Genomic DNA, 22,666 nt, shown 5'->3' with positions numbered 1-22,666 from the left:
CTTTTACAAGGGGCGTAAAATTTACTTTTTAGACAACGCCGAAATTCTGCTTGAAAGCGAGAACAAACGAATAAAGCCTTCAGCATGTGATTGGTCATACACATCATCTTCGCCAAAGGTTGCAAAGTCTTCGCTGTATAGGCTGTTAGGTGATTTTTTCTGAACCGCAGTCACTTGGCCTTTATAAAGCTTAAGTACCACTTCGCCCGTTGCTAGTGTAGACAGCGCTTCTGCACCGGCTAAAATAGAATCTTTAAGTGGCGTAAACCAACGTCCGTCGTACACTAAGTGCGAAAATTCGCCGCCTAATACTTCTTTCCACTTACGGCTTGATTTATCAAGTACCAGCTCGTCTATTGCTTGAAGCGCCGCCATGATCACAGTACCACCAGGGGTTTCGTAACAACCGCGAGATTTCATACCGACTAAACGGTTTTCTACTATATCTACACGGCCAACACCATGCGGTGATGCAATGTCGTTTAATTTAACTAAACAATCATAAGGTTTAAGCTCTTCGCCATTTACAGCAACCACTTCACCTTCAACTACTTTTAATGTTACAAGTTCGGCTTTATCTGGGGCTTGCTCTGGAGAGTTTGTCCAGGTCCATACTTGATCGCTAGGCTCACACCATGGATCTTCAAGCTCGCCACCTTCGTGCGAAATATGCCATGCGTTTGCATCACGGCTGTAAATTTTTGTTGCAGAGGCAGAGCACGGAATATCACGCTCGGCTAAGTAATCTAATAGTGATTCACGGCTTGATAAGTCCCACTCACGCCATGGCGCAATAACTTTTAGCTCAGGTGCAAGCGCTGCAAAACACGACTCAAAACGTACTTGGTCGTTACCTTTACCCGTACAACCATGTGAAAGTGCATCAGCCCCTACTTTACGTGCAATCTCTACTTGCGCCTTAGCAATAATTGGGCGCGCCATAGACGTACCAAGTAAATACGTACCTTCGTAAATAGAACCCGTTTTAAGCGTTGGGTAAATGTAGTCACTTACCATTTCGTCTTTTAAGTCAACTACGTAACACTCAGATGCGCCCGAAGCAATCGCTTTTGCCTCTACACCTTCAAGCTCTTCTGCGCCTTGGCCTACATCGGCAACAAACGCGATTACTTCACAACCGTAGTTTTCTTTTAACCATGGCACGATAGCCGATGTATCTAGACCACCTGAATAGGCTAAAACGACTTTTTTAATTGAACTCATAGGTGTTCCTTAACAAAATTTGGATTTAGTAATGTAACTAGCAGAGCATTTTGCGCATGCATGCGATTTTCTGCTTGTTGAATAATTTTAGATGCTGGGCCATCCATTACCTCAGAGGTAATTTCAAACTCACGGTGTGCCGGTTGGCAATGTAATACCGTAGTCGCCCCTGTTTGATCTAGCAATGCTTGGTTTAGCTGATAAGGCATGTATTTTTCTTTAACTTGCTCAAGCGGGGTATCGTCCCCCATTGAAACCCATGTATCGGCGTAAACAACGTTTGCGCCAACCGCCGCTTCTACACGGTCACTTACCATGACAGATGCACCATTCATTGCTGCGATTTGCTCAGCCTTTTTAAGAATTTGCGAATCAGGCGAACACCCTTTTGGCGTTACCGCTACAAAATCGGTGCCCAGTGTTGCCGCTAATAGCATTAATGAATGGGTAACGTTATTACCCTCACCAAGGTAAGCCACTTTAAGTTCGCTCACATCGCCATGTACTTCTTGAAGTGTTAAAAAGTCAGCCAATGCTTGGCACGGGTGGTACAAGTCACATAAGCTATTAACAACAGGCACAGAGGAGTATTCACCTAACGTTGTTAATGTGCTGTGCTGATTAACACGCGCTACAATACCATCTGCCCATGTAGAAATATTTAGTGCAAAATCTTTTACCGATTCGCGAGCGCCCATAGCGCCATTTTGCTGATCTAAATAAACAGCGTGGCCACCTAAACGATTAATACCAATATCAAACGATAAACGTGTACGTAAGCTTTGCTTTTCAAATAGTGTAACAACTGACTTACCCGCTAGTACTTGGCTGTATTTCTCGGGATTTGCTTTTAAATCACGCGCTAGCTTTAATAAATTAAGTACGCCTTGTTGGTCTAATTCTAGACCCGTTAAAAAATTCTCTAACATGGTAACCCTATGGTGTAATCTTTGTTCCGACATGCTCGCCTTGCAGCAAAGCAGTTAAATTTTCTGGCTTTTGCCAGCTGGAAATATACACACCGCGTCGTAAGTGTAGGGCAGCGTGAAGACTGGTCTTAACTTTGACCTCCATCCCGCCCACAATTACTCCCTCTGCAATTAAAGTCTCAATGTGATTTGTGTCAAGGTGATGTAACGGCTGCTTATTAGCGTCAAGTACGGCCTCTACATCGGTCATAAAAATAAATTCTGCATTTAAATTATTGGCGATAGCTGCCGCCGCCTCGTCAGCATTTACGTTGTACCAAAGCCCTTGTTCATCAAATCCTATTGAGCTAACAATAGGTAGGCGCCCGACGTTTAGTAAATCGTTAATAATAGAGTCATCGTTGCTTTCGCACTTACCTACTAAACACAATGCTTTGAGCTTTTGCGATGCGGTTACGCCTGCTTCATAAAGGCTTAAGCCAACAGGCTTGTGGCCAGCAGAAATAGCTTGAGCCATTAGCTGCTTGTTTGCACAACCTGCAAGTGCACCAACTATATGCGGCATTTGTTCAGCAGGGCTAATACGTAAACCTTGATGTTTAGCACTAACAAAACCTGCCTCTTTTAACCATGTATCGACTAATGCCCCACCACCATGCACAATTACAAAGTTATGGTTTGGCTGATTAGATAACACTTCAAATAACGCGTGAGCTGCATTTTCAGTATTAAGTACAGCACCGCCAAGCTTAATAACCCACGTTTTTTTACTCATTACAACGCTCCTTTTAAGCCTGTGGTATGGTTTAAACCCATAGATAAATTAATACATTGCAGAGCTTGCCCCGCTGCACCTTTAAGTAGGTTATCGATTGCCGCAACAACAATTAATTGCGAGCCTTGCTGCTGCCATCCAATATCAACGTATGGCTGCTTTGCAACCCCTTTGATTGATGGAATTTTATTGCCTAACAAACGAATTAAAGGCTCTTTTGAAAGCACATCATAAGCCGTTGCTACTTGCTCACTTGTCACCTCAGGTTTTAGTTGCACGTAAATCGTTTCTAAAATACCGCGAGCAAAGTTACCTAAATGAGGTGTAAATAAAACCTTATGGCCCAGGTGCTGTTCTATTTCTGGTCCGTGACGGTGGTTAAATAAACCATATGGCGCTAGCGATACTTCACAAAAATGAGTACCTACACTGGCTTTACGCCCTGCGCCGGTAACACCCGATACTGCATTAATAATAATAGGTTGTTCGCTCAGTAAGCCTGCGAGCTGTAGTGGCTTTAACGCATTCAGTGCCGCTGTAGGGTAACAACCCGCAACAGCCACTAACTTTGCATTTGCAATTGCATTGCTATTCCACTCTGCTAAACCGTATGCAGATTCATTTAGCAGCTCAGGGTGCTTATGTTCAAAGCCATAATAAGTAACGTAATCGTCATTACTTGCTAGGCGGTAACCACCCGATAGGTCAAACACCTTTTTGCCCATCGCTAAAAATTGCGGCGCTAAATCTACACTGACTTTATGGTCGGTACACAGGCATACGTAATCTGCATTCGCGTTAATATCGTCAAACGCTGATTTTGTAAGAGGAAGTAAAGGAATATCAAGTAAGCCTAAGTGTTCTGGGTATAAATCACTCAGTAATTTATGTTTGTCTAGGCTACCTTCAGATACATAACAACCTGATAAAGTTAAATTTGGGTGTTTAGCAATAAAGCTTGCTAGTTCTGCGCCGCTGTAACCACTTGCGCCAATAATCACTACATTCATTATTTACTCGTTATCTTAAAATTTATTACTACTTACTTATGTGTTCGCTTACACTAGCTTAGGTGCTAATTAAGTCTTATTTATTAATGAATTTTGATTATCGTCGCATTATCTTCATGGTGTTACTTAATATATTTATGCTTAAAAAGTGAATTGATATTCATCATAAATACTTTTATATTGTTATGCAATTAAATTGAATAATTATTTTGGGAATTTTTATGTCTCTGCCTTCGTTTATTTCTATGTATCAGCAATTAATTGCAGCCCCTTCTATTAGTGCGATTGAAGACAGCCAATGTATGAGCAATAAAAGTGTTATCGAGTTACTTGCACAATGGTGTGAAACTCTTGGCTTTACGTGTGAAATAATAGAACTTGAAGGTAAAAAAGGGCGTTATAACTTATTAGCAAAACGCGGCGTTGGCGATGGCGGTTTAATGCTTGCTGGGCATACCGATACAGTACCGTTTGATGATAGCCGCTGGAATCACAACCCATTTAAATTAACCGAACTCAATAACAAACTCTATGGCTTAGGCAGCATTGATATGAAAGGATTTTTTGCTTTTGTGCTGCAAGCTGTAAGCGAGTTGGATGAAAAACAACAAACACAGCCTATTTTAATACTTGCTACCGCCGATGAAGAAACCACCATGGCAGGTGCTCAACAAATTTGTCAGCACCCAAATTTAAAACCAGCGCGCTGTATTATTGGTGAACCCACTGATATGACACCGGTATTTACACATAAAGGCCATATGAGTACAGCTATAAGGGTCGTTGGTCGCTCTGGGCATAGCTCCGATCCCGAACGTGGTCTAAACGCCATTGAAGTTATGCATAAAGTGACTTCAAAATTACTGACCTTGAAAGAGCAATTAAAGAATAAGTATTCACTAAATCACTTTGAAATACCTTACCCTACTTTAAATTTAGGTAATATTCATGGTGGCGACAACGCAAATAGAATATGTGGTTGTTGTGAAATGCATATTGATATGCGCCCACTGCCAGGGCTTAGCGTGCAAGAGTTGCAAGCTTTGCTTCTTGATGCAACAAAAGAGATTAACGAACAATATCCTAACTCAGTGAGTGTATTTGACCTGCACGACCCAATACCGGCATTTACAGGCCATACCGACAGTGCGCTAGTTCAACTAGCAGAAAAAATAGCAGGCCAAAAAGCCATTGCTGTTAATTACTGTACAGAAGCCCCGTTTATTCAACAATTAGGCTGTGAAACCATTGTTATGGGGCCGGGTTCAATTAACCAAGCGCATCAACCTGACGAATTTTTAGCAATGGAAAAAATAAAGCCTTCACAGCACATCATTAGCAATATTATAAAAGCCTGTTGCTTTTGACTAAGCAAAAAAAAGACGCGAAATAGCGTCTTTTCTATAAATGCGGCATTTACTATTTCATGTATTTGCTTAAATACTTTTTAAATACAGGGTCTGTTTTAGCAAGCTCTTTTTGCTCAGCTAATATCTCTTTTAAAATCACACCCGAGGTAAGCGGGTTAGCCAGTACAACCCTAAACACAACCGTAGGTTGATTATCGTATTGAGCTGGGGTCAAACGAGTGCGCGACACAAATGAACGACCTGACTCACGCTGACGTTTTTGCATACTGGCTGTAAAACGATTTAGTGAGGCAAAAATATCAATCCGTGTTTTTTCATCTGCCTCAGCAATCGCTTGTTTTATTTGTTTTGGCACATAGCGATAAGTAAGCAAGCACAGTTCAGGTTCTGAAATAAGCTCGAAATCTTCATCTGCTTTTATTAAATCAGCAAAGTATTTTGCTTTTTTAATGCTTCTATCGATTAGCATTTCATAGCCTTTACGGCCAATAACACGTAAGCAAGCATGCACTAACATAGCCATACCAGGGCGACTACCTTCGAGTGTGTGACTACCTAAATCTTTAGAGCCCTTACGCAATATATATTCAGCATGGTGCTCTATTGCATCGGTTGCTGCTGGGTCTTTAAATAACACCAAACCAGCCCCCATAGGTACATACATTTGTTTGTGGGCATCAATTGTTATTGAGTCCGCTCGCTCAATACCATTGAGTAAAGGACGATAAGTGTTAGATAATAACGTTGCCCCCCCCCATGCTGCATCAACATGAAAATGACAGTTAATTTCTTGCGCTAAATCAGCCATTTCATTAAGCGGATCAATATTACCGGTTTCAGTTGTACCAGCAACACCAATAATTGCCATTACTTTAATGCCTTTAGACTCTAGCTCGCGAGCTTTATCTCGCATGGCAGTTACATCGACTTTATTGTCATCCGTTGTTTTTATACCAATTAAGTTGTCGCGCCCTAGCCCTAATAAATCAACCGATTTCCCTAGTGAGTAATGGCCTCGCTCTGAAATTAAAACCGCGAGCCCTTTATACCCATAATGAAGCATACCAGCCACTAGCCCTTGGGCTGCAATACCTGTGAACTCGCCATCTGGTTTTAATAAACGATTTCGAGCAATCCAAAGCGCAGTAATATTTGCAACCGTGCCACCTGAGCAAAATGCGCCAAGTGAGGTTTTAGCGCTGTGCATCCATTTAGAGTAGAACGCATCATTTTGGCCATAGGCTAAATGATGCATCATGCCAAGTACTTGGCGCTCTAAGGGGGTAAATGCCTTGGATGTCTCTATTTTTACTAAATTTTGATTTAGTCCCACCATCAATTTTGATAGAGGTAATAAAAAATGTGGCAGTGCAGAGGTCATATGGCCAATAAAACTTGGTGCAGCAGTATGCACAGAATGCGCAACAAGCTGCTCCATTATGTCTTGAGCATAAGCAGATACAAATGTTGGATCTTCCGGGATCACCGCAGATTGAAAGTCTTTTTCAATTTCATGTAAGGGTTTTTCAATTGCCGCTATATTTTCGTTCAAAAAACCTGCTAAATTACTCGATATCTCAAGCTCTATTTTGCTTAAAGTTGAGTCAGGCGCTTCAGGTACAGTAAATATACGCTTAAGGCTTTCTTTAGAGGCGACGGCACAACGCTTTTGATCCATCTTAATACCTAGTGTGTGTGTTGCTAAAACACCTGTTTAACTAGTGAAAACGCCCAAATATGACGATAAGTTAAGCAATAGTGTTTCTAAATAATTGCGCTAACTGTACTGCAATATAAGTAAAATGTCTCGTTAAAAGCCTTAAAAGCAACAACACGCATGACAAAAAAGTGTTAATTTAATTAAAATTTTATTTAATTGAATAAATACTAATTTTTTATTGGGCAATTTTGTATTTTAAGTATAATAAAAAAAACAACAAAAAAGGGACAGACATGCTTAAGGGAAGAGTAAAAGTGAGCTGGTTAGTAGCCGGTTTTGCTTTATTTTTAGTCAGTTTAGTTGTCTATATCTATTACACCTACCAAACAACCCGCGCTGAAATTATGGAGTCTGTCGATGCTCGTCTACTTAATGCCGCAGCCACTGTAAAGCATATACTAGGTGATGATTACCTAAATACCATGAATCAAAACGGCCAAATTAATTTTATTGATTATGAAGTCAAAAGCAGGCAGCTTTCAGAGTTTGCACAAGCACTGGATGTTGAATATGTATATGCGATGATATTAAAAAACAACCGCGTATACTTTACTGCATCTAGCTATACTCAAGACGATATGAGCAATGGCAAAATAACGCAATATTTAGATATATACCCAGAAGCAACCAATCTCAACATAAGCGCTTTTTACTCCACAGAACCAGTATTTGAAGTTTCAGCGGATCAGTGGGGGCATTTTAAAACGATATTTATTCCTTACGTAGATACTCGAACAGGTACCACTTACCTTACCGGCGCCGATATAACGATTAACGACCTAAACCAAAAGCTGAGTGAAAGCGTTTCTAAAGCAGCTGCTATGGCAAGCTTTTTCTTTTTTATAGCAGCGCTTGTTGCCGCTATTTATGTTTATTTACTCAAGCGTTCATTAGCAACTGACTCCAGTACCGGCTTTGATAACCACATTGCTTTGGAATATTTTCTCAAAAAAAGTAATAACCACCATATGCAACTAGCCGTTGTATGGGTGAACGAAATTGAGGATATAAATAGTTTTTACGGCACTGAAATTGGCGACCGAGTAATGAAAAATCTACTTATGCATTTTAAAAGCCGTTGCTCTACTCACTGTCATTTATATCGCTTAGCAACGAATAAACTGGTACTGCTTTCCCCCAAAGAAACACCTTATGAAGAACTTAACGACTTAATTGAAACCTATAATGCCAATACGCCTTTATTAACCGACCCATTCATATACATCACTTTATGTGCGGGCATTGCAACTGGCAATAAGTCACTATTACTTGAAAATGCTCATATTGCTGCCCTGCAAGCAAAACAAGGCAGACATACGGTTATTAATTATTCAAAAGCCCTACATGATGTCAAAACTCAATATCAATACAATGTAGAAATGGCTAAAGAAGTTCACGATGCGTTTGATAACAACCGAATTGTGCCCTACTTTCAACCAATAATAGATACCAAAAGTAATCAGGTAGTGCAGTATGAATGCTTGGCTCGGATGGTGACCGCAAGTGGAGAGATTTTAAAACCCGATGCGTTTTTAGATGTAGTTACTCGCTCTAGAATGGACGGGTTATTAACCCGCACTATATTTTCGCAGTGTATTAGTCGCTTTAGAAAGACTAATATTTGCTGGAGCTTAAATATAACAGCGCAAGATATGTTAGACCCAAGTTTAAACGAATATATTACTAACGAACTTAAACGTTATCCACACCCAAGCAATATCACTTTAGAGTTAATCGAAACGCAAGCCATTGCTAATTATTCAGAAGTGAAAGCCTTTATTTCTATGGTAAAAAGTAAAGGGGTAAAAGTCATTATTGATGATTTTGGAAGTGGCTATTCAAATATTTCAAATGTGCTTAAGCTAGAAGTAGATGGAATTAAATTAGATGGTGGATTGATAAAAAAAATAATAAACGATAAAGACATTTACTTATTTATTAAGCATATAGCAGCATTTGCTAACCAATTAGATTTACAGCTCATTGCTGAATCTGTAGAAAACGCAGCCATAGTTAATGCGCTACAAAAAGCAAATGTGACGCTTATGCAAGGTAATTACTTTGCTTATCCCGCGCCACAATTCGCTATATCTGAAGATACTAATTTAGCCAGCTGAGTAAACTGTAACGACTAAATATTCTAGCCATACTTAGGTTAAATTAATAATAAGCCGATGACTTTGCTGACCGCTAGCCCAATACTTACGCTCAAACGGAGTGATTGCATCATCTGACTCATAAAGTGTCACTTCGCAGTGATTACCTGTAAGCGCAAGCGCTCTGGCAAACTCCTTTACATAAATATCCCAATTACTGCGAACCTCTAATTGCCCACCCAATTTAACAATAAACGGAAAAATAGCCGCACCATGCCATCTGCGCTGAATATGCTTTGATTTAGGCCATGGATTTGGGTAAAGCAAATAATGATGCGTAGGCTGCCAATTAGCAGCCACTGCTAAACGCCAAAAATCGTTTAAATCGGCTTGCACTAAGATATACTGCCCGCTATCAGTTTGCTTGTATTCTACGTCGTGCTTATCAAGTCGATGAGATGATTTATCAATACCAATCACCAACGCATCGGGGTGCCGTTTAGCTAAGTTCGCGCTACTTTCCCCCACACCACAGCATGAGTCTAAAATAAGTGGTCCATCAAATGCCCGCACCTTTTCATTAACCTCATCAAATGCCGCTTGCGTGTGTGCAGCAATGGGCTTTTTAAACTCGGCGCTTAAATGCTTATTTACTACTTCATCAAGCTTTTCATGAATACCAGCCTGATTAGATACAATACTTCGAGAATTTGCATCACTCATTAATGTCTTAGCCCCACACCTTTTCTGATTAATGTAAGCGCAACAGAAAATAACACTGTAATGAACACTAAAATAACACCCAATGCGACCGTTAAATCAACATCCGACACACCTAAAAATCCATACCTAAATGCGTTAACCATATAAATGATTGGGTTTATTTGCGATACGTTCTGCCAAAACTCAGGTAGTAACGTAATTGAATAAAATACACCACCTAGATACGTTAGCGGAGTAAGTATAAATGTGGGAATAATACTAATATCATCAAAACTATTAGCGTAAATAGCATTAATCAAACCACCTAATGCAAACACCGCAGAAGTTAAGATAACTGTTGCCATTATTACAAAAATATTATGTATTTGAATATCAACAAACAGTAGCGACACGCAGGTAACAATAAAGCCTACCATCATACCGCGCGTCATACCGCCTCCCATGTAGCCTAATACAATTATATAATTAGGCACCGGAGCAACGAGCAACTCTTCAATACTTTTTTGAAACTTGGTTGAATAAAAACTAGAGGCGACATTAGAGTATGAATTAGTTATAACCGACATCATAATTAAGCCGGGTACAATAAACTCCATGTAACTAAATCCGCCCATTTCACCAATACGCGAGCCAATTAAGTTACCAAAAATAACAAAATACAAACTCATTGTAATAGCTGGTGGTACTAAGGTTTGCACCCAAATACGTAAAAAACGAATACACTCTTTAATCCATATACTTTTTAAGGCTACGCCATATTTTAACATTTATTCGCCCCGCCCTTGCTCTAGTAATCCTACAAATAACTCTTCTAATCTATTGGCTTTGTTACGCATACTCAATACTGTATTACCTTGTGCTGTGAGCTCAGTAAATACCGCATTTAATCCTTGCGATTTTGCCACTTCAACCTCAATGGTATGATCGTCCGTCATAGTGTAGGTATACCCAGGTAATGTGACGGGCTTTGCTGGCATTTTTAAATCAAGCACAAAGGTTTCTTTATCAAGCTTTGCTAATAACGCTTTTATGGTGGTATTTTCTACGATGCGCCCACTATCGATAATAGCGATGTTTTTACACAGTAACTCTGCTTCTTCAAGATAGTGCGTGGTTAAAATAATTGTGACGCCTTGCTCATTAATTTTGCGTAAAAACTCCCACATAGAGCGGCGTAGCTCTATATCTACTCCCGCTGTTGGCTCATCTAAAATCAGCAGCTTTGGCTCGTGCATCAGTGCGCGTGCAATCATTAAACGGCGCTTCATCCCACCTGACAAAGTGCGCGCTTGTTTATCTTTTTTCTCAAGTAACCCAAGCTGAGCTAAATATTTATCTGCACGCTTATGTGCTTCACTGCGCGGCACACCGTAATAACCCGCTTGATTTACTAATATTTGGGTCAACGTTTCAAACTGGCTGAAGTTGAATTCTTGTGGCACTAAGCCTAAATGCGCCTTGGCAGCTTCAAGATGGGTATCGATATCGCAACCAAATACCTCCACTTTACCTTCAGTTTTATTAACCAAGGACGAAATAACACCAATGGTTGTTGACTTACCTGCGCCATTAGGCCCAAGCAACGCAAAAAAATCGCCTTCTTCTACTTGTAAGTCAACACCTTTAACAGCCTCTACGCCGTTTTTGTATACCTTGGTAAGGCCTTCGATATTTAATGCAATACTTTGCTTACTCATTACTTACCCTCACCATAGCCCCAACGTTTTGTTAGAGCATGCTCAATGTTTAAATGATCTAAAATTCGCGCCACCATAAAATCAACTAAGTCTTCTATGCTTTGCGGTTTATGATAAAAGCCAGGCGCTGCGGGCATAATGGTTACACCCAATCGCGATAGCTTTAGCATATTCTCTAAATGGATCTCGCTAAAAGGCGTTTCGCGCGGCACTAAAATAAGCTGGCCACGTTCTTTAATCACCACATCAGCCGCACGCTCTAGTAAATTATCAGATGCGCCTACCGCAATCGCTGATACCGATCCTGCACTGCATGGACAAACAACCATTTTTTTCGGCGCGGCAGAGCCAGAAGCTACAGGGCTAAACCAGTTATCTTTACCAAACACTTGTAATTGCAGTGGTTTTGCATCAAATAGCGCATTTAATTGCTCAGTGGCTTTATCTTCATTTGCAGAGAGCTTTATGTTTGACTCAGTATCAAGCACAACTCGAGCCGCACTCGAAATAAGTACATACACTTGATACTGCTGCTCAAGCAGTACTTCAAGCAATTTTAATCCATATGGCGCACCAGAGGCACCGCTAAACGCTAAGGTTATTTTATCTTTAAATTGCAAATTATTCTCCGCTGTATTTATCAGCCAATCCATCAACAAGCTGCTGATGGAGGCCATTAAAACCGCCATTACTCATGATTAAAATGTGTTGATTAGGCTGCACATTTTCAAGCACCCTATTAATAATCGACTGTGTGCTGTTAAAGCATTGCATACCCGCTTTTTGGGCTTGTTCTTTGAGCGACCAACCTAAGTTTTCGGGTTCAAACAAAAGCACCTCATCAGCCTCAGCCAATGAAGCGAGTAACGTGTGTTGATGCACACCCATTTTCATGGTGTTTGAGCGGGGCTCTAAAATAGCAATAATTTTTTCATCGCCAACTTTAGCGCGTAAACCCGCTAAGGTTGTTGTAATCGCTGTTGGGTGATGAGCAAAATCGTCATACACCTTAATACTATTTATGTCGGCTTTGAGTTCCATGCGCCTTTTTGGGCTTATAAACTCGGCAAGTGCATCAATACTGTGACTCACAGCAATTCCCACATGGCGCGCAGCTGCAATTGCCATAATCGCATTTTTTACATTATGTTCGCCAATTGCGCCCCAATTAACCGTACCTTGCAGCTCATTATTCAAAAGTACATCAAACTCGCTGCCATCGGCTTTAATTAGTTTATAGCCCCAATCGCCATCTAACGTTTCGCTTTCACTCCATAGACCTTGCGATATAACGTCTTCAAGCGCTTTGTCTTGTTTTGGCCAAATGACTTTACCGCTGTAAGGTAGTGTACGCATTAAGTGGTGAAATTGTTTTTTAATTGCGTTCAAATCATCAAAAATATCTGCGTGATCAAATTCAAGATTATTTAAAATTAGCGTACGCGGTAAATAGTGAACAAACTTACTACGCTTATCAAAAAAGGCGGTATCGTACTCATCGGCTTCAATTACAAAAAATGGGGTTTCGCCCACTTTAGCCGACACACCAAAGTTTTGTACTACGCCGCCGATTAAAAAGCCAGGCTTAAGGCCCGCATATTCGAGTATCCACGCAAGCATACTGGCTGTGGTGGTTTTACCATGCGTACCAGCTACCGCAAGTACCCAAGAGTTTTGCAATAAGTTATGCTTTAACCACTCAGGGCCTGAGGTATAAGGTAAGCTGTTATCTAACACATATTCAACACATGGGTTACCTCGGCTCATGGCATTACCAATCACCACCATATCGGGTTTTGGCTCCAATTGAGATACGTCGTAACCTTGAGTGAGCTCAATACCAAGATCTTCAAGCTGGGTGCTCATAGGTGGGTAAACGTTTTGGTCTGAACCTGTCACTTGATGACCAAGTGACTTAGCAATGGCTGCAATACCGCCCATAAACGTACCGCAAATGCCCAAAATATGAATATGCATATACTTTCCTTAAACCGTATGCTCACTTTGCAGCTGTGCAAAGTTTAATGGCGCTATAATGCCAAATTTCGCGCATAGTTACCATTATATGTAGGTATTTTACTAATGCTTAAAGTCATTATCACAAACAAAAAAGCCTTCTAAATTAGAAGGCTTTTTTGCAAAGTAAATTAATCTACATACTTAAAAAAACGATTAAACCTAAGCCTAAAACTAATCGGTAAATGACAAAAGGTAACATTCCCATTCGTTCAATCACTTTTAAAAATAAATAAATACACGCATAAGCAGATAAAAAGGACAGTACCACCCCTAGTAACAATGTGCCCCATTCAACAACGTGGTCGCCCAATGCGAGCTCTACTGTGTAATAAAGCCCCATCATTGATATAACAGGAATGGCGAGTAAAAACGAAAAGCGCGCTGCGCTTTGCTTATTCATGCCTAGCATTAAACCCGCTGTCATTGTAATACCTGAACGAGAGGTACCCGGGATCATAGCAACGGCTTGCGCCAAGCCAATCATTAAAGCCGACTTCCAATTAAGTTGATAAATTGTTTTAACTTGTTTTCCTTTGGCATCAGCGTACCAGAGCAGCAAACCAAAAATAATGGTGGTGGCAGCAATGACCCATGCACTTCGAAGGTATAACTCAACAAAATCCTTAAGTAACAAACCAAATACTGCAGCAGGTATTGTCCCTAAAATAATCCACCAGCCGAGTTTACTGTCGTCTGTTTTACCTTGTGCGCCAAACGATTTAAACCACGCACTGAGAATATCAGCCACTTCTTTACGAAAATAAATAACAACCGCTATTAAAGTGCCCACATGCACTGCAACATCAAAAGCGAGTCCTTGATCTTCCCAGCCTAAAATTTGCGAGGGTAAAATTAAATGAGCCGAGCTAGATATGGGTAAAAACTCAGTAAAACCTTGAATTAGCGCTAAAATTATTATTTCTAAAATACTCATGGGTTAGAAAACTCCACCTTCCATAGTTTTTGTTGAGGGTTATTATATTCATTCCATAATTGAGCAATTGTTTGCTTAGCTACAGGGTGATAAAAACCGGGGGCAACCTCACTGAGAGGCTGTAGTACGAATGCATTTTTAGTGATTTCATCGCGCGGCAATTGCGCAGGGCTGTCACAAATAACATCGTCGTAAAACAATAAATCTAAATCAAGGGTTCGTGGGCTGAACTTTTTATCATTAGGTGTACGACCATTATCGCGCTCTATTTCTTTTAGTAACGCACACACTTCAGCTAGCGGCCTATTTGTTTTTGCCCCAACGACCGAATTATAAAAGTTATTACCTACGAAACCTACGGCTTCGCTTTCAAAAACAGACGAATGCTCTATATTTTTAAAATGCGTTTTAAGCGCTTTTAAGGCACTTTGCATATAGTGCACTTTGTTAATATTTGACCCAAGACTAATAAATATTTGCGCCATTTAAACGCTTGCCTTATTGCGAGTTATTTCTACTCCAACAGTTTGTGCTTGAGGCACTGCTGCAGGTTTACTCACTCTAATTTTCACTTGAGTTGTATTGAATTCCGTTAAAATAATATCAGCCAATTGCTCAACAAGTGTTTCAAGTAACTCAACAGGCTTAGCAGTACTATGTGCAATGACGCGTTCGCTTACTTTTGCGTAATCAAGTGCTAAATTAATGTCATCATTTGCGGCAGCGGGTTTAATATCACTTAGCATTTCAATATCAAAATAAAGGCTCTGTTTACTTTCTTTTTCAAAGTCGTACACTCCAATAATCGTGTCGACGTGCAATTGAGATATAAATACCTTATCCATTGATACTCCAAAAGACCAACAACTGTTCTAACTACATAAACTAATTAAAAATTAATATTGTATATGCTTTAATCAGTGTTTAAATATGTAAAAATACCTTCTACAATAACAAAATAACGCGTTGAGCTAAAATTGATAGAAGTATAATACTTTTAACGATAAATTTTGCCGCCAATAATAGCCCAAAAACGATGTTAATTGCATTAAATGTAACGGGTATAACGATAAAAAAATAAGGAACTATGTGTTAGCCATTTTGATGTTTGTTTTAGCGTACCTACTTGGGTCGATTTCGTCGGCTATTTTAGTGTCGCGCCTATTTAAACTCCAAGATCCCCGCACACATGGCTCAAATAACCCAGGCGCAACTAATGTTTACCGCTTAGGTGGCGCTTTTCCTGCTGTTTTAGTTCTTGTTTTTGATATTTTAAAAGGCACAATTCCAGTGTGGGGGGCCTATTTTTTACAACTTGAGCCTTTAGTTCTGGGCGTTGTTGCCGTCGGCGCCTGTTTAGGGCACATGTACCCCGTGTTTTTTAATTTTAAAGGAGGCAAGGCCGTTGCAACCGCATTTGGTGCTTTACTTCCAATAGGTTTATCCCTGGCAGGGTTATTAATTGCTACTTGGCTAATTATAGTTGCGGTAAGTCGCTACTCTTCACTTGCCGCCCTCGTTACCGTTTTACTCGCACCGCTTTATACGTGGTTAATCAAGCCCCTATATACATTGCCAGTGGTTTTTATCACGGTGCTCATTATTTTTCGCCACAGAACAAATATAGTTAGGTTATTTGCGGGCGAAGAACCAAAAGTGGGGGCTAAAAACGCCCCCACCGATAAAAATAAACCAACATAACCCGTTAAATTAAATGGGCTCGAGGCTGTCTATTGGCCAACGTGGCTTGGTTTTCATATCGAGAGTTGCAAACTGACCTGCTTTTAAACGCTGCATTCCGGCATAAGCAATCATTGCGCCGTTATCTGTACAAAACTCTGTACGCGGATAATAAACCTCACCTTTCATCCCTTGCATTACGCGCTCAAGCTGAAGCCTAAGCTGAGTATTTGCGCTTACTCCACCTGCAATGACTAAACGTTTGATGCCTGTTTGCTTAAGCGCTCGCTTACATTTAATAACTAACGTATCAATAACGGCGGTTTGAAATGCATGAGCTATGTCAGCTTTAGTTTGCTCGTCTTCGTCATTTTCACGAATGGTAATCGACGCCGCAGTTTTTAAGCCACTAAAGCTAAAATCAAGGCCTGGCTTGTCAGTCATTGGACGAGGAAAGATAAATCGCTTTGGCACACCCTGCTCTGCTAATTTAGCCAAGCGAGGGCCTCCTGGGTAATCAAGACCTAATAATTTAGCTGTTTTGTCAAACGCTTCACCTGCAGCATCATCAACAGACTCGCCCAGTACTTCGTATTGACCAATGCCTTCAACTTTTACCATCATGGTATGGCCACCAGAAACAAGTAACGCAATGAACGGAAATTCAGGTACGTTTTCTTCAAGCATAGGAGCAAGTAAGTGACCCTCCATATGATGTACCGCTACAGCAGGAATATCCCAGCCATAAGCCAAAGAGCGGCCAATTGAAGTACCCACTAACAACGCCCCAACCAAGCCGGGGCCAGCGGTATAAGCAATACCATCTAAATCTTCAGGGCCACAACCCGCTTGAGCAAACGCGGCATCAATAAGAGGTAGAGTTTTACGCACATGATCGCGTGACGCAAGCTCAGGAACCACACCACCGTAGTCAGCATGCACTTTTACTTGGCTGTATAATTGATGAGCTAATAAACCTTTTTCATCATCATAAATTGCAATACCAGTCTCATCACATGACGATTCAATGCCTAAAATTCGCATTGTACTTCTCCCGCTTTTTTATCACTACTTAATCAAAGTTCAAGTTACTTAATTTGTTTATAACGTCAAACCAATATTTGTTTGACCATCAACAACAGCAAATTTTTTCAGCGCTTTTACACTATCTGAAGTAATACGCCCCATATTTTCAACAAAATCAATAAGCTCAGCTAACACTTCAATTTCATACTGCATCAAAGGGTGTTCCCTAACAGCGGTATTGTCTGCAATTTCACCGTCTACTGTCATTTGGTATTCAATAAAGCGCGCAACGGTTGCTTGCGAAATTTTACTAACGCTTACAAATTCTTTATCGTCTTGTGCCATTAAGCCATGCATCAAGCTCAGTAATGACGTTGCCGCATCAATAGCCGGGTATGTACCAAACATATCAAAATCAGCCAGCTCTGGAACATTAGGTTCCACTTTTTCAACTTGCTTTTCTAAATCAATCTTACTTTTTGGTAGCAAGATTTTTTCCCAACAAACATTAAGCGCATTACGAAGTAACGTTTCATCACCAAACCCCGTAGCTTCACTAAATAAACCGTAATTTGGCAACATACGTTCAATTAGCGCACTTGCTAATACCGCTTTTTGTAAATAGTTTAGCTCTCTAATACGCTGAAAATTATTTGCTTTAGTCATTCTTTAACGTCTCACATGACCAACAAAAATCAAATGTTGATCCATTATGCTCATTACAGTTAGGACATACCCAATCTGGAGCGGATTGTTTTACTTGCTGATAGTTTACCAATATTTGTCGCGCATGGCGCTCTTTTATCGCATAAACCTGCACTCTAACTTGTGCCTGATCGAAAGGAATTTCTCCAAGTGCGCCTTGAAGCATTTCTCCTGCAACTTTACACTCTATCCCGCCTGCTTGAATTAACCCCTTAACAATATTAGCCTCTAAGGTGTTGGCTACTTGGTAAATTGTTATCCAATTAAATGCACTATCTGTTGTGTTTTTATGAGTTTGCAATATCGACCTCGATTATTTTGTGTGTACAATACTTTAAGGTATTGAGAACGTTATTAAACAATATTCAAAAAAGGCGCAAGCATGACACTTACAACCCCGGGTCTACTTTTTCCAGCGATATCTTTATTACTTCTTGCTTATACAAACCGATTTTTAGTGCTTGCGCAATTAATCAGAGAATTAAATGCCAGAGAAGGCGAGTCAATTCGACCTGTCGTTGTTGCGCAAATTACCAATTTAAGAAAACGTATAAAACTAATAAGAACGATGCAAGTTTACGGTGTAGGCTCCTTTTTATTGTGTACTTTGTCTATGTTCGCTCTTTTTATTGAGTTTAATACCACGGGTATTATTTTGTTTGGCGTAAGCCTAACCTGCTTAAGTTTATCTTTATTAACGTCTTTATTTGAAATTCATATTTCATGTGATGCAATAGAAATTGAGCTTCAAAATATTGAAAACAAACCATTGAGTAACAGAGCAAACAAAAACTTTGACAATAAAACAAGCTAAAAGACTAAAATTCGTGCAAATATTTTAATTATTGCTTAATCAATGCCCTACTTTGTGGCATACTTTTTCATTAATTAGCATAATAAAGTTATCTAATATTTTATTTATAGATTTATACCTGCTTTTTATTTTAACTTTGCCAGATAGGGATGTTAGGTGAATACTAAACTATTAGCCTTTAGTCTAAAGGTTAATACTTTTTAACATTTTTACACTTTTATTATTGTGAAAACAGATATATTGTGTGATCTTTCGGTTGTAAATTTACATATATTTTTTAATAGTTTAGACAGGTAAAACAAACAGAATATTGATGTATCATTACATCACAACTTACTTATAAAAAGGGACTATAAAGTGAGATTTGAGCAATTAGAACAATTTGTAGCACTTGGTGTGTTACGTCACTTCAGACAGGCCGCAGAAAAAACGCAAATTAGTACTTCTGCGCTTACCCGTAGTATTCAAACCCTAGAAGATGAAATGGGCTATGAGCTAGTTACGCGCTCAACCCGCTCAGTAAAACTGACTCCTGAAGGCGAACTTTTTCTTGATTACGCCAAAAATACACTTAGCGAATTAGAAAACACCAAAAAGCGCCTGTTTCAATCTGTTCATGGCAATGCCGATGAAAAACTTATTATTGGTTACACAAATAAGGCGAGTAATATTGTGCCTATCTCATGTGGGCAATTTTTAGCGCAGTACCCACATGTAAAAATTGAAATGCAATTACAAGAACAGCATGAATTAACGCGTAAGCTTCAAGAAGGTGAAATAGACATTAGTGTTTATTCTCAAGCTATAAATAGTATTGGTAGCGATATTCATCTGCCTGATCAGCTTATTTTATTTGTATCTAAACATCACCCGCTTGCCCAAAAAAGTGACATAAGCAAACACGAACTTGACTCCTATTCAGCCTTTGGCTGTTTCTCTCAGTCAAAACAAGTTCAAACCATGCTAAATGAAGCCATTGATTCTTTAAATAAATCATCAACTATTAAAATGGGCAGTATTGAACAGGTTATATCGGGCATTACTAAATCAGATAGTTTTGCAATCGCCAGTATTGAACATGCAAACACAGTGGCAGAGCACACCGACCTGGTTCAGTTAAAAACAAATAAAGACCTAAGCCATGAGCAGTTAGTTGTTCAAACAAATCAACAAACAGCTGTTACTGAACACTTGGCACATTTACTTTCACTCATAAAAAAAGCAGCCACAACAATTAATTAATCCATTGTTATTTTTGAAATAGGTGCAGCACAAAACAATAGCTTTTTACTCTTTTTCGGCTAAACTGGCGCACCTTCAAAAAAAGAACCACATAAATGATCAACTTTTCAACCGATGGTGCGTTTTATAACGATATTGAAAACCGCGGTTATACAGTTATACCCAATGCCATAAACAAAGAACTAATAGCTGATTTAATGGCTGATTGTTATCGTATAAATCCGCACTTTAGCCTTGCTGGTATTGGTCGTTTAAATCATTTACAAATTGACGATAATATTCGAAAAGATAAAACTTATTGGTTTGATGGGTCATCCCAAGCACAATTAACCTACCTAGCTGTTATGGAGAGTATTCGCACAACGCTCAATCGCACTTTTTTTATGGGGCTATTTGATTATGAATGTCACTATGCAAAATACACTCAGGGTGACTTTTATAAAAAGCATGTCGATGCCTTTAAAGGACGCTCAAATAGAGTATTTACCAGCGTTTTTTATTTAAATACACCAGGCGAGGGCGGTGAACTTGTAATTTATAAGCCAAAAAGCAAAGATATTGAAATGACTATTGCGCCAGAGGCAGGAACGTTAGTTTTATTTGAAAGCGAGCGCTTTGTCCACGAAGTATTACCAGCTGTAGATAATCGGTATTCAATTGCTGGCTGGTTTAGAAAAAACGCATCAATTAGCGGAATTATTGATCCACCTCGTTAATATAACTAAATGTTAATGGGGTACGAGAATAGTAAACCAGCAAAAATAGCCATACCAACATAATGGTTGTTTAAAAATGCTTTAAAGCATGCGTCTCTATCTCGCCTTAAAATTAACACGTGTTGATAAATAAGCAACGTAACTGCAATTAGTAGCCCGCCCCAAAACGGCATACCTAAATGATTAATCGAACCTATATAAGTTATAAGTGCGATAAATAAAGCATTTAGTATAAAAATGATATGGCGGTCGAAGCGACCAAATAAAATAGCGGTCGATTTAACACCAATTTTTACATCATCATCTCTATCAACCATGGCATACATAGTATCGTACGCAACCGTCCAACATACATTAGCAGTAAACAGCAACCAAGCCTGTATGGGTAATGCATCAATAGATGCCATATAAACCATCGGAATTGCCCAACCAAATGCGGCCCCAAGCACGACTTGCGGCAATTGGGTATAGCGCTTCATAAACGGATAGCAAAACGCGAGCGCAAGCGCACCAAAAGACAATAAAATGGTGTTAACATTCAGCATTAAAACCAAAATAAACGCTACAAAGATCAGTAATAAAAATAAACTTAGTGCTTCTGCGCTTGCTACCGTACCAGATGCTAGAGGACGTTGAGCTGTGCGTTTTACAGAGCCATCTACTTTTCTATCTGCAAAATCATTTATCACACAGCCTGCACTGCGCATTACTACAACACCCAAAGTAAACACTATAAAATTAATTAAGCTCGGCGTACCGCTATTGGCAAGCCATAAAGCCCAATATGTTGGCCATAAAAGCAATAAAGTACCTATTGGCTTATCAACACGCATAAGCTGTAAATAATAAGAAAAGTGCTTAGCTTTTAAACCTGCTAATTTCATAAGTAAAGATACGCTCCAGGTAAAAATACTTCCGCCACCAAAAATTGATACTCACTTAACGAAAACACACTGCGGCGACCTAATAATGTTTGTATTGGCAAATTTTGCTGTGCCACTAAATTTTGTATTGAATGTTTGTTATCGAAACGGGCTATTTCAATATTTTGACGAACAAGCTCGGGCTGTTGAAAAATAACATCGCCTAAGGGACGCTCTCCCATATTATGAAGCGAGTTGTGAGTTTGGTTATTCGGCAGCCAACTTTGAGCGTAAACCATGGGGTGATTATCGCATAATAAAAGCACTTCTCTGTTTAACGCCGATGACGTTTTGCAGTCTAGTAATTGCTGCTGTTCATGGTTTAAATTAAATGTCTGTTCGCTGAGTACTTTTACACTAAAAGAAGTTGCTTTACTTTTTAGTTTAGCGGTTAAAGAGCGCGGCTCAAAAAGCCATTCTCGCTCTGTAGGTGTAAAGTCATCGGTTTGTATAGCCGATAGCCAGTTAGCTGATAAAGATAAAGGAAAAGTTGCCACAATAACTCAATAAAATATAATCCAAGTAAATGATAACATTGCCTAAGCATTTGAAAAAGAGCCTATTCACTAACCCAAGTAACTAATATAAATAATTGCTTGGCGCTGTTTATTACCTATTATTAAGTATAAACTATTTACAACATGTTTTCGGAAACGCTTTAAATATGAAAAAAATAGTATACGTGGGTCTTTTTACATTAATTATGAGTTTAGTGAGCCTGAGTGCCCGAGCAGAGTCAACGGTTGGTTACTTTGGTTTTGAACCTGACATAATCACTAATTATATTGGCGCATCAAGTAAAAAAATGGGTTATGTGCGCGTTACCGTTGACTTAATGCTAAGTGATAATTCAGACATCGCTGTTGTTGAGCATCACACCCCTTTATTAAGAGACGCTATTGTAGAAATTTTATCGAAAGAGCCTGAAGAAAAAATAAAGTCATTAACTGGTCGCGAAGAAATTCGCGCAAAATGCATAGAAAAATTAAAAAGCCTGTTAAAAGAAGAAACAGGCCAGGAAATTATTCGTGAAGTGTTATTTACTAAGTATTTGTACCACTAA

General features: G+C 39.5%; 25 protein-coding genes. 7 read left to right on the top strand and 18 right to left on the bottom strand.

The annotated features are described in order from the left end of the window. Window positions 1-21: 21 nt before the first annotated feature. From KZZ04_RS14190 to argC, 4 genes are read right to left on the bottom strand one after another with little or no spacing between them, the layout of a single operon-like run. Window positions 22-1,224: an argininosuccinate synthase gene (locus tag KZZ04_RS14190; RefSeq protein ID WP_058404951.1), complete on the bottom strand. Its 1,203-nt coding sequence runs from the start codon at window positions 1,222-1,224 to the stop codon at window positions 22-24. Then, window positions 1,221-2,153, bottom strand: a complete 933-nt coding sequence (locus KZZ04_RS14185; RefSeq protein WP_219423013.1) for an ornithine carbamoyltransferase — start codon at window positions 2,151-2,153, stop codon at window positions 1,221-1,223. Before KZZ04_RS14185 ends, KZZ04_RS14190 begins: the two co-directional genes overlap by 4 nt. A 7-nt stretch (window positions 2,154-2,160) precedes the next feature. Next, on the bottom strand, window positions 2,161-2,928 hold the full coding sequence (gene argB / locus KZZ04_RS14180; protein WP_219423012.1) for an acetylglutamate kinase: 768 nt from the start codon (window positions 2,926-2,928) through the stop codon (window positions 2,161-2,163). After that, a complete protein-coding gene (gene argC, locus KZZ04_RS14175) occupies window positions 2,928-3,938 on the bottom strand; it encodes an N-acetyl-gamma-glutamyl-phosphate reductase (protein WP_219423011.1) in 1,011 nt (336 codons plus the stop codon). Before argC ends, argB begins: the two co-directional genes overlap by 1 nt. Window positions 3,939-4,159: 221 nt before the next feature. Here argC and argE point away from each other — a divergent pair, with 221 nt between their 5' ends. Further along, entirely contained in the window at window positions 4,160-5,305 is a 1,146-nt protein-coding gene (argE, locus tag KZZ04_RS14170) for an acetylornithine deacetylase (protein WP_219423010.1), read from the top strand. Between the two features lie 52 nt (window positions 5,306-5,357). Here the strand turns inward: argE and panP are convergent, their stop codons facing one another. Then, entirely contained in the window at window positions 5,358-6,986 is a 1,629-nt protein-coding gene (panP, locus tag KZZ04_RS14165) for a pyridoxal-dependent aspartate 1-decarboxylase PanP (protein WP_219423009.1), read from the bottom strand. 275 nt (window positions 6,987-7,261) lie between these two features. On the opposite strand from panP, the gene KZZ04_RS14160 reads away from it, so the two are divergent. Continuing rightward, a complete protein-coding gene (locus KZZ04_RS14160; RefSeq protein ID WP_219423008.1) occupies window positions 7,262-9,145 on the top strand; it encodes an EAL domain-containing protein in 1,884 nt (627 codons plus the stop codon). 33 nt (window positions 9,146-9,178) lie between these two features. On the opposite strand, the gene KZZ04_RS14155 is transcribed toward KZZ04_RS14160, so the two are convergent. The 8 genes from KZZ04_RS14155 to folB form a co-directional block, all read right to left on the bottom strand. Beyond that, window positions 9,179-9,847: a tRNA (guanosine(46)-N(7))-methyltransferase TrmB gene (locus KZZ04_RS14155; RefSeq protein WP_138527533.1), complete on the bottom strand. Its 669-nt coding sequence runs from the start codon at window positions 9,845-9,847 to the stop codon at window positions 9,179-9,181. Next, a complete protein-coding gene (locus KZZ04_RS14150; protein WP_138527532.1) occupies window positions 9,847-10,614 on the bottom strand; it encodes an ABC transporter permease in 768 nt (255 codons plus the stop codon). The genes KZZ04_RS14155 and KZZ04_RS14150 overlap by 1 nt, the downstream gene beginning before the upstream one ends. After that, window positions 10,615-11,544 carry an ABC transporter ATP-binding protein gene (locus KZZ04_RS14145; protein ID WP_138527531.1) on the bottom strand — a complete coding sequence of 310 codons (930 nt, stop codon included), beginning with the start codon at window positions 11,542-11,544 and terminating at the stop codon, window positions 10,615-10,617. Then, entirely contained in the window at window positions 11,544-12,164 is a 621-nt protein-coding gene (locus KZZ04_RS14140; protein WP_138527530.1) for a flavin prenyltransferase UbiX, read from the bottom strand. Before KZZ04_RS14140 ends, KZZ04_RS14145 begins: the two co-directional genes overlap by 1 nt. Before the next feature lies 1 nt (window position 12,165). Beyond that, window positions 12,166-13,521 carry a UDP-N-acetylmuramate:L-alanyl-gamma-D-glutamyl-meso-diaminopimelate ligase gene (mpl, locus tag KZZ04_RS14135; protein WP_138527529.1) on the bottom strand — a complete coding sequence of 452 codons (1,356 nt, stop codon included), beginning with the start codon at window positions 13,519-13,521 and terminating at the stop codon, window positions 12,166-12,168. Between the two features lie 175 nt (window positions 13,522-13,696). Next, on the bottom strand, window positions 13,697-14,497 hold the full coding sequence (locus KZZ04_RS14130) for an undecaprenyl-diphosphate phosphatase (RefSeq protein ID WP_138527528.1): 801 nt from the start codon (window positions 14,495-14,497) through the stop codon (window positions 13,697-13,699). After that, a complete protein-coding gene (folK, locus tag KZZ04_RS14125; protein ID WP_138527527.1) occupies window positions 14,494-14,982 on the bottom strand; it encodes a 2-amino-4-hydroxy-6-hydroxymethyldihydropteridine diphosphokinase in 489 nt (162 codons plus the stop codon). The genes KZZ04_RS14130 and folK overlap by 4 nt, the downstream gene beginning before the upstream one ends. Then, on the bottom strand, window positions 14,983-15,342 hold the full coding sequence (gene folB / locus KZZ04_RS14120) for a dihydroneopterin aldolase (RefSeq protein ID WP_058404938.1): 360 nt from the start codon (window positions 15,340-15,342) through the stop codon (window positions 14,983-14,985). Between the two features lie 244 nt (window positions 15,343-15,586). Between folB and plsY the strand changes: the two genes are divergently transcribed. Continuing rightward, entirely contained in the window at window positions 15,587-16,198 is a 612-nt protein-coding gene (plsY, locus tag KZZ04_RS14115; RefSeq protein WP_138527526.1) for a glycerol-3-phosphate 1-O-acyltransferase PlsY, read from the top strand. Between the two features lie 9 nt (window positions 16,199-16,207). On the opposite strand, the gene tsaD is transcribed toward plsY, so the two are convergent. From tsaD to KZZ04_RS14100, 3 genes are read right to left on the bottom strand one after another with little or no spacing between them, the layout of a single operon-like run. Further along, the gene (tsaD, locus tag KZZ04_RS14110) at window positions 16,208-17,221 is read right to left on the bottom strand and encodes a tRNA (adenosine(37)-N6)-threonylcarbamoyltransferase complex transferase subunit TsaD (RefSeq protein WP_058404936.1); all 1,014 of its coding nucleotides are present in this window, start codon (window positions 17,219-17,221) and stop codon (window positions 16,208-16,210) included. A gap of 57 nt (window positions 17,222-17,278) precedes the next feature. Further along, window positions 17,279-17,869, bottom strand: a complete 591-nt coding sequence (locus tag KZZ04_RS14105) for a YjaG family protein (protein ID WP_138527525.1) — start codon at window positions 17,867-17,869, stop codon at window positions 17,279-17,281. After that, a complete protein-coding gene (locus KZZ04_RS14100) occupies window positions 17,862-18,209 on the bottom strand; it encodes a DUF2007 domain-containing protein (RefSeq protein WP_219423007.1) in 348 nt (115 codons plus the stop codon). Before KZZ04_RS14100 ends, KZZ04_RS14105 begins: the two co-directional genes overlap by 8 nt. Before the next feature lie 81 nt (window positions 18,210-18,290). Between KZZ04_RS14100 and KZZ04_RS14095 the strand changes: the two genes are divergently transcribed. The 3 genes from KZZ04_RS14095 (at window position 18,291) to KZZ04_RS14085 (ending at window position 20,680) form a co-directional block, all read left to right on the top strand. Next, window positions 18,291-18,722: a DUF2721 domain-containing protein gene (locus KZZ04_RS14095; protein WP_006791572.1), complete on the top strand. Its 432-nt coding sequence runs from the start codon at window positions 18,291-18,293 to the stop codon at window positions 18,720-18,722. 357 nt (window positions 18,723-19,079) lie between these two features. Continuing rightward, a complete protein-coding gene (locus KZZ04_RS14090) occupies window positions 19,080-19,964 on the top strand; it encodes a LysR family transcriptional regulator (RefSeq protein ID WP_219423006.1) in 885 nt (294 codons plus the stop codon). A 95-nt stretch (window positions 19,965-20,059) separates the two neighbouring features. After that, complete coding sequence (locus tag KZZ04_RS14085; RefSeq protein ID WP_138527522.1) at window positions 20,060-20,680, top strand: 2OG-Fe(II) oxygenase; 621 nt, start codon at window positions 20,060-20,062, stop codon at window positions 20,678-20,680. 5 nt (window positions 20,681-20,685) lie between these two features. On the opposite strand, the gene ubiA is transcribed toward KZZ04_RS14085, so the two are convergent. Then, window positions 20,686-21,564, bottom strand: a complete 879-nt coding sequence (gene ubiA, locus KZZ04_RS14080; RefSeq protein ID WP_219423005.1) for a 4-hydroxybenzoate octaprenyltransferase — start codon at window positions 21,562-21,564, stop codon at window positions 20,686-20,688. Then, window positions 21,561-22,100, bottom strand: a complete 540-nt coding sequence (locus KZZ04_RS14075; protein WP_138527520.1) for a chorismate lyase — start codon at window positions 22,098-22,100, stop codon at window positions 21,561-21,563. The genes ubiA and KZZ04_RS14075 overlap by 4 nt, the downstream gene beginning before the upstream one ends. Before the next feature lie 167 nt (window positions 22,101-22,267). On the opposite strand from KZZ04_RS14075, the gene KZZ04_RS14070 reads away from it, so the two are divergent. Continuing rightward, window positions 22,268-22,666, top strand: coding sequence for a flagellar basal body-associated protein FliL (locus KZZ04_RS14070; RefSeq protein ID WP_058404929.1), 399 nt, complete (start codon window positions 22,268-22,270; stop codon window positions 22,664-22,666).

Origin of the sequence: Pseudoalteromonas sp. CR1, assembly GCF_019392235.1 — a bacterium.
GTDB lineage: Bacteria > Pseudomonadota > Gammaproteobacteria > Enterobacterales > Alteromonadaceae > Pseudoalteromonas.
The sequence above is the reverse complement of the archived record's forward strand: the minus strand, read 5'-3'. Positions and strand labels throughout refer to the sequence as shown.